This is a genomic window from Rickettsia rhipicephali str. 3-7-female6-CWPP, from assembly GCF_000284075.1.
Classification (GTDB): Bacteria; Pseudomonadota; Alphaproteobacteria; order Rickettsiales; family Rickettsiaceae; genus Rickettsia; species Rickettsia rickettsii.
Genome location: NC_017042.1, coordinates 291,517 through 307,364, shown reverse-complemented (window position 1 = coordinate 307,364; position 15,848 = coordinate 291,517). Strand labels below are relative to the sequence as shown.

Here is a 15,848-nt window from a genome sequence, read left to right as displayed (position 1 = left end):
GCAAATAATTTAATTTATAAAGTTCCTAAAACCTAATATACTACGAATAAATGAACAATAGTCAAAATAAAACATAAGTTAAATTTATATTCTAGAGGGAAACCGCTTGCTATCTTGAATAGCTATTAACTATTTTAAAAAAAAGGAGTATATTTCTCTCAATATATTTTGTTGTTTTATGGATAACATAGAAAGGAACATAGTGATATCGTGTTAATTACTAGAAAACTCATTCACCACTAATATATAACTTGTTTTTAAGTCCAAATCATAATCAATGGTATTATATATTAACTTTTTTATGTCGGTAAATTTTTGCAGTAAATATGAAGGGTGTCTATTTGATAGTTTATTAAAAATCTTATTTTCCAAATCTAGAAGTTCAATATTAACGTGGGCAGATTTTTTAAGGATTCTATTCATTAATAATAATAAATTATCAATAAAATCTAGCCATAATTCTCGGTCTTTAGTAGTAAAGCGATTAATAAAATCTAACGTTTTGTTATCTGCTATCGACTGAATAAACTCGGAATATAATTCGTTTTTAGTATGATGGATAGATGATCTAACATTAATTTTAAAACATCTTGATCTAATTGTAGAAATAATACTTGCAGCTCTTGAAGTAATTAAAAAAATGTAACTATTCTTTGGTGCATCTTCAAGAATTTTTAAGCATGAATTCGCTGCATTCAAATTCATAAGATCCGCCGAATAAATTATTGCAACTTTATAACCTGAAATTGCAGAAGTTTTACTTAAGAAGTCTTGTAATTTTCTTATTTGTTCAATAGAAATATTTTTAGCATTAGATGTAGCTGAAGTTTCCCTAGCGATGAAATGATAATCAGGATTGTTTTCAAGAGGAATGCTATTCTTAAAAAGTTTAATATATATAAACTCTTCTAAATCTTTTAAAGCTTGCTCTATATTTTCGGCTTCGATAAGCCAACTATTGTATAGCTTATTATGTTTTAAGTTAAACTCTAGGCGTTCAATTATCAATGGTTGTAATATCGTTATGAATTGTACTTAAGAAGTATGCTATATCATTCCGGCTTTTGCAGAGCATTGTTGCATGAGCCGATTTTTCTAGTGTCACCCCGCAAGCTTGTAACGGGGTTCGGAAATTATTAGTACTGTAAATACGTTACTTCTTTTAATTACAAGCTTCTTTCATTTTTCTTCCGGCTCTAAAAGTAGGTTGATTGTAAGCATCTATTTTCATTTTTGCTCCGGTTTTTGGGTTACGCCCCTCACGTGCTTTTCTATGATGTATTTCAAATGAACCAAAACCTGTTATATTAATATTATGGTGGCTCTTTATAGCACTAATCACACTATCAAGAACTAAATTAAGTGCTTTCTCGGCCTCAGCTTTTGTTAATGTTTTATATGAAGTATGACCATGGTCGGTCATAAATGCTATAAATTCGGTTTTATTCATTTTTTTTAGTTCTTTTTTGTTATGTGTACTCATAATAAAATCAACTCTCCTTTGATAGGTTAATATGTATTGATGTTTTTTTATAAAACAATATATACAACTGGCAATAATATACATCAATATATTTTTTATGTGAGTTAATTATAACAAACTACCCACATACTGCAAATGCCAGTTATTTACAAAGTTTAAAATATATACGTTATTATATTAATTTATAGAAAAATGTAGCCATTTTACATCAGTTATACTGTTAAAACTATCTTAATCAAGTAATTAAAGTGAAAATTTATAATTAAAACTCTAATTTATTGTCAGTAGTAAATTACAAAAACTAATTTTCTACTCTATAAAAAATTATAAGTTTTTTAATAAAAAACAATATATACTTAATTTACATAAAAAGTGGAAACCGTCTTTCACCTTTTATATAGAATATTTCTAACCGAATAGCAGATGATGTAATAATTCGCTATTCACATTAATTTAGAATAAAATTTTTAAAGAAAAATATATTAAATACAATGTTATTGTCTGAAATTTGTATTAAACGCCCTGTCTTTGCTACAGTTTTGAATTTGGTTATCGTAGCTCTTGGAGCAATTTTTTTTACCAAACTACAAATTAGAGGCACTCCGGATATTTCAGTTCCCATTATAAATGTCAAAGCTCATTATGCAGGTGCCGATGCCTTATATATGGAGCAAGAAATAACGACACGTATAGAAAAAGCTTTAAAGACGGTTGAAAATTTAGATTATATAACTTCTCAAAGTTCTACCGGCGAAAGTAGTATTACTTTATCGTTTCTATTATCTACCGATATTGAAGTAGCACTAAACGATGTCCGCGCCAAAATATCGGATATCACTTATATGTTCCCGCAAGATATGAAAGCCCCGTCAGTTGCAAAACTTGACGCCGATAGTTTCCCAAGCCTCTTCATAAGCGTTGAAAGTGATCAATATAGCGATTTAGAATTAACAAAGATCGTCGAAGATAATCTACAAACACCGTTAGATAAACTTGAAAGCGTAGGACAGTCACAAATTTACGGCGGTCGGGAATATATAATGAGAATAGAACCCGATTCTAAAAAATTATATCAACATAAAATTTCTTTATTGGAGCTTGAATCCGCAATAAAAGCGCAAAATAAAGATTATCCCGCAGGTACGATTAAAACAAAAAGTAATAATTTTATAGTAACTCTTGAAGGTTCTTTATCTACACCGGAAGAATTCGGTAATATTATTCTAAAAGTACAAAACGGAGGTATCATAAAATTACGAGATATAGCAACAATATCTTTAACTTCTCCCGATGAGGACATAATTTTTAGATATAACGGCAAAAGCTCTATTGCCCTTGGTCTTATAAAAGAATCAAAAGCTAACGTCATAGATTTATCACATGAAGTAACGAAAGCACTAGAAAGAATTAAAGAATCCATGCCCAAAGGAATAAACATGGGTATCGCATATGATGGAGCAACGCCTGTAAAAGCGTCAATTTATGCAGTATTTCAAACAATTTTTGAAGCTTTAATATTAGTAGTTTTAGTCACTTATTTATTTCTTGCTTCTGCTAAAATTAGCTTAATTCCGTTTGTGACGATTCCGGTATCGTTGATCGGTACTTTTAGCGCAATGTATGCTTTTGGATTTTCTATTAATATATTTACGCTCCTTGCTATGATACTTGCTATAGGTTTAGTGGTCGATGATGCGATAGTTATGCTTGAAAACATTTTTAGATATAATGAAATGGGGCATAAACCCATGGAAGCGGCTATGCTTGCTTCTAAAGAAATCGGCTTTGCAATCATTGCTATGACTATTACGCTTGCTGCCGTATTTTTACCCGTGGGTTTTATAGAGGGTTTTATCGGGAAATTATTTATTGAATTTGCTTGGACTTTAGCATTTTGTGTTTTGTTCTCAGGATTTGTTGCTTTAACTTTAACTCCTATGATGTCAAGTCGTATGGTTACAAAACATAATACGGACTTACCGCAATTCTTAGTAAAGTTTAACGACATTCTACAATTTATTCAAAATAAATATATTTACTATCTAGAGCTAACTTTTGACAATAAAAAGAAATTTGTCATCATTATTGCATCATCATTTATAGTGCTGATTATTAGTTTTAAATTTACTCAAAAAATTTTCGTACCCCAAGAAGATGATGGATTTTTACAAGTTTCTCTTAAAGGTCCTGAAGGTTCTAGTTTAGAATCTTCTACTAAAGTAGTGAAAGAAGCCGAAAAAATCCTTGCTAATTATAAAGATATATTAGGTTATCTGATGGTAATAGGTGCAGGCGGTAGCGATAATGTTTTTGGATTCATTCCTCTAAAAAATTGGGGTGAGCGTTCTCGTTCTCAAGAAACTATTAAGAATATGTTAAATAAGCAGTTTTCTGAAATACCGGGCATGTCGATTTGCGCTATGGATCCACGTTCAATGGTTAGCGGGAATGCAAGTAGCCCTATCGAGTTTACTATTCAAACGAACCTTGAATATGATGATCTAGATAAAATATCACAACAATTTATTGATATAATGAAAACAAATCCTATTTTCTTAAACGTCAATAGAAATTTACAATCGGCAATGCCGACTATAAGTATAGAAGTCAACCGTGATAAGGCTTATTTATACGGAATGGATTTGGCAAATATAGGCAAAACGGTACAATATTTACTTGCAGGTCAACAAATCGGGGATTTTAGAATGAGTAATGATTTATATGACGTTATATTACAATTTAATCAAAAAGATCGAAAAGATATTAGCGATTTTAGTAAAATTTTAATCAGAACAAAAAATAATAATATGTTACCGCTTGAATCGATAGCCAATATTACGGAAAAAATATCAGTAAAATCATATAGTCATTATAATAATTCAAAATCCGTTACTATTTCTTCCGATCTTGCTCCTGACGGAAAAATTGATGATGCAATTAATGAAATCAATAAAATAGCCGCTAAGTTACTTGATCCTAGTAATACTATAATTGAATATATCGGAGAAATTAAACAAATGAGAGAGGCAGACAGTAATATGCTTATAACATTTGTGTTTGCTCTTATATTTATCTATTTAGTGCTTGCAGCTCAATTTGAAAGCTTTACTGACCCTTTATTAATATTACTCGCCGTACCTTTCTCAATAACCGGCGGTGTACTTGCTCTCTGGCTTGCCGGTAATAGCCTTAATATGTATAGTAATATCGGACTTATTACTTTAATTGGATTAATTACTAAGAATTCTATTATGATAGTAGAATTTGCTAATCAGCTAAGAGAAAAAGGAGTAAAGGTTCAAGAAGCTATAATAGAATCCTCAAAACTTCGCTTGCGTCCAATTCTTATGACTACTCTTGCTGCCGTAGTCGGAGCTTTACCTCTAGTTTTTGCAGACGGGGCCGGTGCTGCTGCTCGTAATTCTATAGGCTTTGTAATAGTTGGAGGATTAAGCATCGGTACTATATTTACAATTTTTGTTATACCTGTAATATATCAAACTTTTAAGAAGGATTAATAAATTATAGAATTATAAAATTTAGTAGACATATAGCTCAAAATGAGAAATGATTATTTTACGTTAGTTTTGTTGCATGGCTCGGAAAACGCACACAGTGTCATCCCGAGGCCTCGCCACGGGATCCAAAAATGTAACCCATAATACTAGTAATTTTAGTATTTTAACTGGACCCCGCTATCAAGTTGTGGGATGACAGAGGTATGAGCCACGCAACAAGGTCTTCTACGTTTAACTAAAAGGAGCTTAAATATGTTAATAAATACTTCTAATAATCCGCTTATTACTACTGTACATTTATTATCTTCTATAGGTGCTATAAATTGGGGCTTAGTCGGCTTATTTAATTTTAATTTTGTCACACTTTTATTTGGCTCATTTCCAATTATTGTTACAATACTTTATATAATTATAGGCTTTTGTGGTGTATATTCTTTCCTTTGTTTAGGTAAGCTATTTTGTAAACCCGGAATAGAAAAGGTGAAGTAACTCTACCTTTTCGTCATTACGAGCAGCCGTAGGCTGCGTGGCAATCTCATGAAATCATAACAAACTCCTGAGATTGCTTCGTCAATTGCTATGCAATTTCCTCGCAATTACGACCTAACAACCTCACTTGTACTATAGCAGTTATTGCTGCTGTTTCAGCACGTAATATATTACTTCCTAAACTTATAGATTTTGTATTCTTATATGAGGCAAGAAGTTCCAGCTCATCATTAGTAAAGCCTCCCTCCGGTCCTACAATAATAGTTATATCACTATTACTAAGTGATGATGAAATTCGTAATATAGAATTTTCTTCTTTTTCATGTTCATTAGCATATAACATCAAATTATTATTCTTTTTTAGATAATCTTGTATTGTGATAGCTTTTTCAATTATCGGGGGAGTAAGACGTTCTGATTGCTCTGTTGCCTCAATAACACATTTCGTTAAACGTTCGATATTTACCGATCTAAATTGACACCGCCTAGTAATTAACGGAATAATTTTAGTTATACCGAGTTGCGTAGCCATATTTATTGCAAGCATTAATTTATCTTGCTTTATTATAGCAACAGCAAGAGTTAACGTAGATTCTGTATAAGGCTTTTTTAACTGTGCTTTAAGTCTAACCGATAGGTTATTTTTACCTATATCGTTAATTTGTGCTAGAAATTCTCCATCCGTACCGTTAAAGAGACGCAAGCCATCATTTACTTTAAGACGTAGCACCGTTTTAACATAATGAACATGATCACTTGCTAATTCTATCTTGCTATTTTCAGCTAAACGACTATTAATATAAATACGGTTATATTTCATATATTTAGTACTATGAACGATAAAAAAGATAATAGACATCTTTCCAAACCAGCTTATAGAGAGGAATTTACAGGAGACACGGAACGCAGCACCACAGCGTATATGGACATACGTGAGGATGCGAGTACCGGATCGACGTCTAAATTACCTCTAGAAGCGAAGTTTGTAAAGATGTCTATTAATATATCAGAAGAAGAAAATTTACCAAAAGAAAAAGAAATTGGCGGTGTTAAAGGTCTAGAACCGACAAGATACGGGGACTGGCAGTATAAAGGTAAAGTCACAGATTTCTAATGCCTTGCCTTCAACACACTAAAATTTTACCCTATAAACCGCAAGAATTGTTTGATTTGGTCTGGGATGTAAAATCTTATCCTAAATTCTTGCCTTGGTGTTCTGCTTCTAGAATTATTTCAGAAAATAATCAAGAGGTTATTGCTGAATTAGTAATTCAGTTAAAAGGCTTTTCAGAAAAATATAACTCACGAGTTACAAGCGAAATAACAGATGATGGAATATATTTGATTAATACGGTAGCTATTTCAGGACCTTTTGAATATTTAAAAAGTACTTGGCAATTTATTCCATACACGGCAGGAACTGAATTAAAATTCTTTATTGATTTTAAAATGAAATCCGTAATACTGGATAAATTAATCGGCACTTATTTTACCAAAGCAACCGAAAAAATGATTATAGCTTTTGAAAGGAGAGCTAAAGAGGTTATTAAATAAAAAAGAGTAAGGTTATAGATCTATAACCTTACTCTCTAGAAAGTTTTGTATTTAGTTACTAGGCAATATCAGATATATATCCTTCATCTCCCTCATCTCCTAAGATTTGAGTTTGATCATCATTAAGATTATTATAATCAAGGCTATAAAACTGCTCTTCTTGTTCTTCACTAGTACTGGAAGTATGATCATTAAATAATACTTCATAAGCTTCATTTATTTCAGCATATTTCTGTGTTTCTTTTGAAAGTTCTACTTCTTTATTTTGCATAGCTTTTTCTGTACCATGCCATAACGTACTTATCAAATTTGGCTTGTATTCTGCTAATTGCTCATTTTTGTAACTTTCTCTCTTTGCAACAGTTCCTAAACTTAAAGCTTTTTCAACATCTTCACTTGAATAGCCATTTTGTATTAGCTGCTGAATAATACAAGCATGTAAAGAAAGAATACTAGTATCTAGAACTAATTTATTTGTATATTGTCCTTTCACGCCAGGTATTTCCTGATATAACGCACGATCTGTTGATTCTAATATTTCATAGCCACCATTATGTTTGTAACCAACGCCGTCTTCCGTTAAACTTAAGGTTGGTACACGAGTTATTACATTAGATATTATCTTACCGTTCATTCCTTCAATATATTTACCGGTAAATTTATCTATACCGTTTTTATCTATAGCAGTACCGTATACAAAACTTCCTAACCCCGAAGTAGCCAAATACTCTTCAACTTTAGTTGCTTCATGAGCTTTAGTAAAAAGCTTTATTTGTTCATTACTATCCATAATGCCTTTTGCCCCATAACTAGTACCAAAAACAGCCCCTATTATTAAAGGTATTTTGCTTAACCAACTACTAGATGAAAAAAAACTACTTATTCCTGTAAAAAAGCTTCCTGATGCTAATTTTGTATAAAAACTACACTCTGCTTTTGCTTTTTCTATTAAAGATAAGTAAGTAATCGGTTTATTACTTCCGAATAAATTATGTGCCAATAATGTAAACATAGTCTATCTCCTTGTTTGAATCACCATATTTCATGGTTGTTAAATATTAATGCAAATGTACTATATAACAAAAGTAATCAAATGTCAATCTTTATTTAATAATAGATTAATTACGTATTAATATTTGACTTGACATTTTTTAGAAAAAACCATATTTTATGGTAAAATTGATCAAAAAGAGGTAGATATGTCTACGTACAAAAATTCTAAACATATTAGCACTAAAAAGCTTGCTTATATAGGGTTAGACCTCGCATATAAAACAGATGATTTAAATATTTATAAGCTAAAAGCATCAAAGGTCAATGAACAATTAACAGATACCGGATGGGAAATACTGACTGCTTCATGTGATAATATCAGCACTGCTAAATATGCTTATAAAGCCGTCGCATTTATAAATAAAGAAACTAAAGAAGTTCATATTGCTAGTGCCGGCACAAAATTCAATATATATGATTTATTAGACGACTTACTTATCGCTCTGCACTATTTACCTACTAAACTAACTCCACTTCAGGATTTTGTTAGTGAAATAATTAACAAATTAGGCGGCTTAAGTAAAGCCACAGAATATAGTTTTAATACTAGCGGTCATTCACTTGGAGCAATAATTGCAGATTTAACCTTAGTAGAAATACATTCTCGCAACCTACATTTTAATAAATCTACAACTTTTGATAGCCCTGGTTCAAAACCGATAATTGAAAGAGGCATAGAAAAAAATTTATTTACCGGAAAAGTAACAACTCCAATAAAAGAGCTAGCTACCCATTCTAAGATATATAATGCAAAACATAATCTTATTAATATTACTAATAAGCATTTGGGAAAAACAACAATGGTACTTCCTGGTAAAAAAACAGAACTATCACAATCAGAAGAATGGGTATCATATTTATATAATTTTGCCAAACAAAAAGTTATAAAATATCTAGGAATTAATGGAATAGTCGAAGGCTTTGAAGAAATCATAGCCGGAATCAGTAAACATGGACTTGTTAATTTTTCTGATTTAAAACAGAATATTACTTTAACCGTAGATGATTGGGAAGCAGCAACACAAAAATATGCTAAAAATACTCTAAATTTAAAAAATAATTTATATAATCAAATAGTTGAAACTGAAACCGGAGCTAATTTAGTTTGGATGTATAATAATTTTCAAATCTGCAGTCAAGAATATGCTCAGGAAGTCAAAACAACAGGAGATATAAGTAATTATCATCTATATCCTCTAATATGATAAATAAAAAAATAACATATATAATAAATTTATAGGCAGAAATCACCTTTCGCCTTTCATATTCATTATTTCTTATTTAGAGCCACTAAATAGATTTCCGTAGATTCACTGCGGCTGGATGAAGGTTTAAAATGTTTCACTGTTTTAAATTCACGCTTTACTTTATTTAATAATTCATTTTCTGCACCGCCACGAAAAATTTTAGCAATAAAATGACCGGAGGGTTTTAGTACTTTTAAAGCAAATTCAAAAGCTTGCTCACATAAAAGTAAGGTTCTTATATGGTCTGTAGCTTTATGACCTATGGTATTTGATGCCATATCACTCATTACTATATCAGCTCTACCATCTAAAGCCTGAATAATTAATTCTTCCGTATCTGCTTCAAAAAAGTCCTTTTGAAAAAATTCAACTCCAGCAACAGGCTCGATTTCTAACACATCGATAGAGATTATTTTATTATTTAGGTTATTATCCGAAGCTTTAATAAGCTTGGAAGCTACTTGACTCCATCCCCCAGGAGCTGCCCCTAGATCAACAATTTTCATGTTAGGAGTAAAAAGTTTAAATTTTTCATGAATTTCAAGTAGTTTATATGCAGCTCTCGACCTAAAACCGTCTATACGTGCTTTTGCAACATACGGATCGTTTAATTGGCGTCTAAGCCAATTACTAGAAGAGACGGTGCGTTTTTTAGAAGTCTTAACTCTAATGAATTTATTTCTATAACCGCTTAAATTATTTGTCATAAAATCTTTTATACTTATAAATAAATGAAGAATAAGTAGACGAAGTTTAATCTGGAAAAGAGCAAGGAAATCCACAAGACGAGGAACGAAAGCCGTTAATAATACTTGAGTACCACAGTACTTGTAGCCAAATTTTCAAATTAAACGAGTATGCTCTTTTGCTATTTTATCTAATACAGAATTAACAAAACCAATTTCATGCTCATTTAACATATCATTTGCTATGTCCGTATATTCGTTGATTACTACTTTAGCAGGCGTAGTAGGGCAAAATAATAGCTCACATATACTAACACGCAATAAAGCTCGGAGTAAGATCGGCATATGTGCAGGATCTTTATCATTTGTTAAATGATTGTCGATAATTTCGTCTAGTTTATTAAAATTTTCAAATACTGACTTTACCAGCATTTTAAAATGACTTATACTTAATGATATTTTTAAATTCTCAGGTAAATCTGTTATAGAATTATTATTTTGATAAAAAGAAAGTACATTTTGCATGATATCATCCATATCGTCGTTATTTTGCAATATGTTTTGATAAATAGCTTGCACTGCTGCAATACGTGCAATCGACTTTTTATTAATTTTATTTGAACTCATAGAGAAAAGAAATTTAAAATTTAATTTTCGTCATTGCGAGTGTGATATGGCGTGATGTCATTCCCGCGAAGGCGGGAATCCAGTAATTAAAAAACATAAATATTATTAGTTTTTAAAACTAATACATTTGTTACTTCATTTTTTGTGGATTCCCGCTTTTGCGGGAATGACATCGGGAACCAAGGAGCAACGTCCACTCACAATGACGAAATGATATCTATACCCTTGCAAGGTATACCTTAAAATAATTTATTAGTAAACTTATAAAATTTTTATGTTCTCTATAATAGGATTTATTATAACAATTAGTATCTTGGTATTTATCCATGAATTTGGGCATTATTGTATTGCTAGATATTTTAATGTAAAAGTTGAGGAGTTCTCAATAGGTTTCGGTAAAGCACTAATAGGCATTACCGATAAAAAAGGAGTTAGGTGGAAGATTTGCCTTATACCGCTTGGCGGTTATGTCAAGATTTACGGCTATGATCGCAGCCTTATGGATAAGACTAAAGACGTTAACGAAAAAGTAGCTTTTGATGCTAAATCTTGTTTAGAACGTTTTTTAATAGTTGCAGCAGGTCCGTTAATTAATTATTTACTTGCCGTAATAATATTTGCAGGTTTTTATTGTTACTTTGGAAAAACAGAGATTCCTCCTATAATAGGTGATGTAGTAGCTTCATCACCGGCAGAGAGAGCAGACTTAAGAGCAGGAGATAAAATTGTTAAGGTTAACGATAAATCTGTTAAAGATTTCGGGGACGTGCAGAGAGAGATATTAATTAACGGTTTTAGCTCTTCTACTTTAACTATAGAAAGAAAAAGTGAGGAATTTATCGTTAATATAATGCCTCAAGAAATAATTATATCACCTCCCGAAGAAAAGCAAGTTAAGAAAACTCTTCGCATCGGTATTATAGCTAAAAATGAACCTATTCATACTAAAATAGGAATTTTAGGAGGATTCTGGGAAGCTATTAATACTACTATAGATATGTCTGCTTTAACTCTAAACGCAATATCGCAAATGATTGTAGGAAAACGTTCATTCGATGAGATAGGAGGGCCGGTAGCTATTGCTAAAGAGTCAGGCAAATCTATAGCTGGTGGAACCCAAATGTATCTGTTATTTATAGCAATGCTTTCCGTTAATTTAGGGTTACTTAACTTACTACCTATACCGGTGCTTGACGGCGGACATTTAGTATTTATATTATATGAAGCAATTACAGGTAAATTACCGAATCCTAAGATTAAAAATATTTTGTTACAATTAGGAGCAATAATCATAATTTTTCTTATTATAATTTCTGTTTCCAACGATATACAAAATTTGTTTTCCTAAATTATAGATTTGCTTGCTCTCGCTTATATTATCTACTATAGTGGAGTACATTAATTATGTTTGAATGCATTAGTTAGGAGAACTTTGTATTATTCTTAGCTAAAAGCGGAAATCCAGTTCTTTGTCATGCCGCGACTTGCACACGGTATCTAAGTTATTATTTTTACCGTGGTCAAGCCACGGGATGATATCGGGTTTAAACACAGAAATTTAAATTAAATCTTAAAGAAGGTTTTAGGTGACAATCAGATCAATTAGTAAGTTAACAATTTTATTATTAACGATTTTTTATTATCATATTTCATTAGCTGACTCTGTAATTCGTAAAATAACTATCGAAGGTAACCATAGGGTTGAGCGTTCTACTATTGAGAGCTATTTAAAGCTTAAGGTAGGAGAAACCTATAATAATTCTAAAGAAGATGAGGCAATAAAACGTTTATATACCACCTCACTTTTTAGAAATATAAATATGCATATAACAAATGATGGTCATTTAATAGTTAACGTTACTGAAACGCCTTTTATAAGTAGTGTAGTATTTAACGGTAATTCTAAAATCAAAACTAATATGCTCGCTAAAGAAATTTATACAATGTCGGGCGAGTCTCTTAGACAAGCTAAAATTGAATTAGATGTAAAGAAAATATTAGAAATTTATAAACGTAGCGGACGTTTTGCTACTACAGTAACACCTAAAATCGAAAATTTAGAAAACAACAGAGTTAAGGTTATTTTTGATATAGCAGAAGGACCAAAAACCGGTATTAAATATATTTATTTTAGCGGTAATGAAAATTATAGTGCTGCAGAACTTAAATCTATTGTTTTAACTAAAGAATCTCGTTGGTTTCGTTTTTTAGAAAGTAACGATACTTACGATCCTGATAGAATGGAGTATGATAAAGAATTACTGAGAGAGTTTTATCAATCTGTAGGTTTTGCAGATTTTAGAGTAATTTCGGCATCAGCAGAACTCAATAATACTAAAGAATATTTCACTCTTACCTATTCCATTGAAGAGGGAGAAAAATATAGCTTCGGTAATATTACAATAGACAATAAATTAACTAATATAGATATAACACCGCTTAATAAAATTGTTAATATTAAGCAAGGCAAGGTTTTCAATATGAAAAAGGTTGATGATATAGCTGAAAAAATCGGAGAATATTTTACAGCGAACGGTTACCCTGCGGTAAATGTTTATCCGGATATAATGAAAAATGCTAATCATACTGCAGATATTAAATTTATTATTGAAAAAGCCGATAAGGTTTATATTAATAAAATTAATATTATTAATAACCTTAAAACCGAAGACCATGTTATAAGAAGAGAATTTAAAATAGAAGAAGGTGATATAATTAATCGTTCATATATTGAAAAAGGTGAGCGTAATCTTAGAAATTTAGATTATTTTGAGAAAGTAGCAATTAGCTTAGCTCCGACTAAAGCTAAAGATAAATATGATGTTAACGTTGAAGTTGATGAAAAATCTACTTCCTCTATAGGTTTTGATTTAGGATATAATACTGCCGGCGGTTTATTCGGACGTTTCTCTTTCTTAGAGCGTAATTTAGTCGGTACCGGGAAACTGCTTAATGCCGGTGTACAAGTAAGTAAAAACACTACAAGCTATTACGGTGGTATTACCGCACCGCACTTTTTAGATCGTGATTTATCACTTGGCGTAAACGCATTTAGAAACTATACCGGACGCGGTGCTAGTGTATTAAATACAACTGATCAAAGCTATAAGTTACACTCTATAGGAGTAAAAACTTCTCTTGGTTATGAAATTAAAGAGGATTTAGGTCACGAAATAGATTATTTAATCAAACGTGATATTTTAAGTGCTCCAACTCCATCAAACTCAATATTCTTAAAGGAGCAAATGGGAAGATTCATTACTTCTGCTATAGGACATACTATTACTTATGATCAAACCGATAATAAAATTGTTCCAAAGAACGGTTATTTATTAAGCGGCACACAAGAATTTGCCGGCATTGGAGGTGATAACAAATATATAAAGCATGAAGTTGACGGTAAATATTATAAATCTTTCATACATAACAAGCTTACTTTAAAATTATCTGCTTCCGGAGGCAATATTGCAGGGCTTGGAGGAAAAATTATTAGAATTTCCGATCGCTTTAATTTAGGTGATTATAGTTTAAGAGGCTTTGCAAGCGGTGGTGTAGGACCTCGTGAAAAGATCACTAACGAAGGACTTGGCGGTGAGCGATATTACACATTCTCAACAGAGCTTAATTTTCCAACACCTGTACCTGAGGAATTTAATTTAACCGGTGCAGTCTTTATGGATTTAGGAAGCGTTTGGGGAGTAGGCCTAAATAAGAAACAATATCAAACTCCAAACGGTTTTTATAACGATAAATCTCTTAGAGCTTCCGTTGGTTTCGGCTTTATTTGGGTAACACGTTTTGCACCGATCAGAATGGATTGGGGTTTCCCGGTTAAGAAGAAGAAATATGACGATACGCAGCATTTTCATTTAAGATTTTCAACGCATTTATAAAGATGTTTCATTGTCACCCCATGGCTTGACCACGGGGTCCAATTAAGGATGCTAGTCTTGAGCATTTTAAAATTTTTTTATTGGATTGCCACGCTCCTTATCAGTCGCTAGCAATGACGAAACATGTCTCGTAGGAATCCATATCTCAGCATAATATAATCATATTTCAGCCGATGTAGCTCAGCTGGTAGAGCGGCGCATTCGTAATGCGTAGGTCTGGGGTTCAAATCCCCACATTGGCACCATTTTCTAAATAAAACTATAGTCCTATTTTGTGATAGGCGTGGTAGAACCTGATATACTAATAATGTGTAGAAAAACGCATTCGTGTCATACCGTGGCTTGACCACGATAAAAATAATAACTTAAAATACTAATCATTTATTATCACCATCAATCCAAGTGGTCAAAAAGTCCAGCATCTAAAGAACCTAAAGCGGTTTTAAAAAATGCTTATAAAATAAGTAATGATACTGAAAGACCTATTGCTGTTGATATAAAAAATGACCAGTTTGTAATATTTGATAATACAGGTGGTAATGTAGCGCATGTAAGGACATATAAAGAAATAGAGAGAGACGCTGTTTCGCTGTTTTAAAAAATAACCTAATCACAACAAAAACATGCAAATAAGGTAATAAAAACTTTAATGAAACCTCGAAGCGGTATAAATTATTGGAATAACAAAATGAAATAAACAATATTTCTGATCCAAATATAAAAAACTGAAATAAACAATGACAGATAAATTATGGTATGAAAAAATAAATGAAGAAGATGCATATATCAGAAAAACACTTCAAGAATATATAAATTTATATTTCTTTGATTCTGTAGAATTTAAAGCAGTAGAAGATATAACCTTAGAAAATTTAGGTGAATTTTTAGAAGTTATGATACTGGAGAAATATTAGAAGAATATTTCGATTATGTTTTTATGGATGATGAAAAATATATAAATTATCCTAAATATTCTAAAGAGGATAGACGTAATTTAGGTTGGTTATTGATAGTAAATTATATACAAATGTGTAATCCAAGACTATTTCCAGAAGATGTCCCGCATTTAATAGAATTTTTACACGCTAAAGATGGAGAAGTGATAAAGGCTCAAGAAAAGCTAAATACCAACCTTGCCCAATTTGATTTAATGAAAAGACAAGATGAAGATTACAGATGCTGGAAAGCAATCATGAAAGAACTTCAGCATAGCTATAGCAGAAAATAAACCTTTACCAATAAGACCTATGAGTATTGAACTATCAAAATGCTTGCAAGATTGAAGTTGGAAACTTTTT

At 31.5% G+C, this 15,848-nt stretch carries 13 protein-coding genes, 1 tRNA gene and 1 pseudogene; 9 read left to right on the top strand and 6 right to left on the bottom strand.

Translation table 11 applies throughout. The features are described from left to right. Nucleotides 1–213: 213 nt before the first annotated feature. Nucleotides 214–1,008, bottom strand: a complete 795-nt coding sequence (locus MCC_RS01635; RefSeq protein WP_014408258.1) for a PRK06581 family protein — start codon at nucleotides 1,006–1,008, stop codon at nucleotides 214–216. 154 nt (nucleotides 1,009–1,162) lie between these two features. Next, nucleotides 1,163–1,483: an HU family DNA-binding protein gene (locus MCC_RS01630; protein WP_014408257.1), complete on the bottom strand. Its 321-nt coding sequence runs from the start codon at nucleotides 1,481–1,483 to the stop codon at nucleotides 1,163–1,165. A gap of 491 nt (nucleotides 1,484–1,974) precedes the next feature. On the opposite strand from MCC_RS01630, the gene MCC_RS01625 reads away from it, so the two are divergent. Both MCC_RS01625 and MCC_RS01620 read left to right on the top strand, forming a co-directional pair. Further along, nucleotides 1,975–5,001, top strand: coding sequence for an efflux RND transporter permease subunit (locus MCC_RS01625; RefSeq protein ID WP_014408256.1), 3,027 nt, complete (start codon nucleotides 1,975–1,977; stop codon nucleotides 4,999–5,001). A gap of 252 nt (nucleotides 5,002–5,253) precedes the next feature. Beyond that, the gene (locus tag MCC_RS01620; protein ID WP_014408255.1) at nucleotides 5,254–5,490 is read left to right on the top strand and encodes a DUF378 domain-containing protein; all 237 of its coding nucleotides are present in this window, start codon (nucleotides 5,254–5,256) and stop codon (nucleotides 5,488–5,490) included. A gap of 88 nt (nucleotides 5,491–5,578) precedes the next feature. Here MCC_RS01620 and MCC_RS01615 read toward each other — a convergent pair whose 3' ends face one another. Next, a complete protein-coding gene (locus MCC_RS01615) occupies nucleotides 5,579–6,310 on the bottom strand; it encodes a 16S rRNA (uracil(1498)-N(3))-methyltransferase (RefSeq protein ID WP_014408254.1) in 732 nt (243 codons plus the stop codon). Nucleotides 6,311–6,322: 12 nt separating this feature from the next. Between MCC_RS01615 and MCC_RS01610 the strand changes: the two genes are divergently transcribed. Both MCC_RS01610 and MCC_RS01605 read left to right on the top strand, forming a co-directional pair. Continuing rightward, a complete protein-coding gene (locus tag MCC_RS01610; protein WP_014408253.1) occupies nucleotides 6,323–6,604 on the top strand; it encodes a DUF1674 domain-containing protein in 282 nt (93 codons plus the stop codon). Then, nucleotides 6,604–7,044 carry a type II toxin-antitoxin system RatA family toxin gene (locus tag MCC_RS01605; protein ID WP_014408252.1) on the top strand — a complete coding sequence of 147 codons (441 nt, stop codon included), beginning with the start codon at nucleotides 6,604–6,606 and terminating at the stop codon, nucleotides 7,042–7,044. The genes MCC_RS01610 and MCC_RS01605 overlap by 1 nt, the downstream gene beginning before the upstream one ends. A gap of 58 nt (nucleotides 7,045–7,102) precedes the next feature. Here MCC_RS01605 and MCC_RS01600 read toward each other — a convergent pair whose 3' ends face one another. Beyond that, nucleotides 7,103–8,056: a hypothetical protein gene (locus tag MCC_RS01600; RefSeq protein ID WP_014408251.1), complete on the bottom strand. Its 954-nt coding sequence runs from the start codon at nucleotides 8,054–8,056 to the stop codon at nucleotides 7,103–7,105. A gap of 187 nt (nucleotides 8,057–8,243) precedes the next feature. Between MCC_RS01600 and MCC_RS01595 the strand changes: the two genes are divergently transcribed. Beyond that, on the top strand, nucleotides 8,244–9,302 hold the full coding sequence (locus MCC_RS01595; protein ID WP_014408250.1) for a hypothetical protein: 1,059 nt from the start codon (nucleotides 8,244–8,246) through the stop codon (nucleotides 9,300–9,302). Nucleotides 9,303–9,367: 65 nt separating this feature from the next. Here the strand turns inward: MCC_RS01595 and MCC_RS01590 are convergent, their stop codons facing one another. Beyond that, on the bottom strand, nucleotides 9,368–10,051 hold the full coding sequence (locus MCC_RS01590) for an RlmE family RNA methyltransferase (RefSeq protein WP_014408249.1): 684 nt from the start codon (nucleotides 10,049–10,051) through the stop codon (nucleotides 9,368–9,370). 135 nt (nucleotides 10,052–10,186) lie between these two features. Then, the gene (nusB, locus tag MCC_RS01585; protein WP_014408248.1) at nucleotides 10,187–10,657 is read right to left on the bottom strand and encodes a transcription antitermination factor NusB; all 471 of its coding nucleotides are present in this window, start codon (nucleotides 10,655–10,657) and stop codon (nucleotides 10,187–10,189) included. A 274-nt stretch (nucleotides 10,658–10,931) separates the two neighbouring features. On the opposite strand from nusB, the gene rseP reads away from it, so the two are divergent. The 4 genes and pseudogenes from rseP (at nucleotide 10,932) to MCC_RS11040 (ending at nucleotide 15,833) form a co-directional block, all read left to right on the top strand. After that, nucleotides 10,932–12,005 (top strand): RIP metalloprotease RseP, encoded by a 1,074-nt coding sequence (gene rseP, locus MCC_RS01580; RefSeq protein WP_014408247.1) that lies wholly within the window; start codon nucleotides 10,932–10,934, stop codon nucleotides 12,003–12,005. Nucleotides 12,006–12,243: 238 nt separating this feature from the next. After that, nucleotides 12,244–14,550 (top strand): outer membrane protein assembly factor BamA, encoded by a 2,307-nt coding sequence (gene bamA / locus MCC_RS01575; RefSeq protein WP_014408246.1) that lies wholly within the window; start codon nucleotides 12,244–12,246, stop codon nucleotides 14,548–14,550. A 169-nt stretch (nucleotides 14,551–14,719) separates the two neighbouring features. Continuing rightward, nucleotides 14,720–14,795: transfer RNA gene (locus tag MCC_RS01570), tRNA-Thr, on the top strand. Between the two features lie 492 nt (nucleotides 14,796–15,287). Continuing rightward, nucleotides 15,288–15,833 (top strand): annotated as a pseudogene (locus MCC_RS11040) (hypothetical protein). Nucleotides 15,834–15,848 lie beyond the last annotated feature (15 nt).

What these genes read in the sequence shown, in the direction of transcription:
- MCC_RS01630 (WP_014408257.1), bottom strand. Translation starts at nt 1,483, where the DNA reads ATGAGTACACATAACAAAAAAGAACTAAAAAAAATGAATAAAACCGAA.
- MCC_RS01625 (WP_014408256.1), top strand. Translation starts at nt 1,975, where the DNA reads ATGTTATTGTCTGAAATTTGTATTAAACGCCCTGTCTTTGCTACAGTT.
- MCC_RS01620 (WP_014408255.1), top strand. Translation starts at nt 5,254, where the DNA reads ATGTTAATAAATACTTCTAATAATCCGCTTATTACTACTGTACATTTA.
- MCC_RS01615 (WP_014408254.1), bottom strand. Translation starts at nt 6,310, where the DNA reads ATGAAATATAACCGTATTTATATTAATAGTCGTTTAGCTGAAAATAGC.
- MCC_RS01610 (WP_014408253.1), top strand. Translation starts at nt 6,323, where the DNA reads ATGAACGATAAAAAAGATAATAGACATCTTTCCAAACCAGCTTATAGA.
- MCC_RS01605 (WP_014408252.1), top strand. Translation starts at nt 6,604, where the DNA reads ATGCCTTGCCTTCAACACACTAAAATTTTACCCTATAAACCGCAAGAA.
- MCC_RS01600 (WP_014408251.1), bottom strand. Translation starts at nt 8,056, where the DNA reads ATGTTTACATTATTGGCACATAATTTATTCGGAAGTAATAAACCGATT.
- MCC_RS01595 (WP_014408250.1), top strand. Translation starts at nt 8,244, where the DNA reads ATGTCTACGTACAAAAATTCTAAACATATTAGCACTAAAAAGCTTGCT.
- MCC_RS01590 (WP_014408249.1), bottom strand. Translation starts at nt 10,051, where the DNA reads ATGACAAATAATTTAAGCGGTTATAGAAATAAATTCATTAGAGTTAAG.
- nusB (WP_014408248.1), bottom strand. Translation starts at nt 10,657, where the DNA reads ATGAGTTCAAATAAAATTAATAAAAAGTCGATTGCACGTATTGCAGCA.
- rseP (WP_014408247.1), top strand. Translation starts at nt 10,932, where the DNA reads ATGTTCTCTATAATAGGATTTATTATAACAATTAGTATCTTGGTATTT.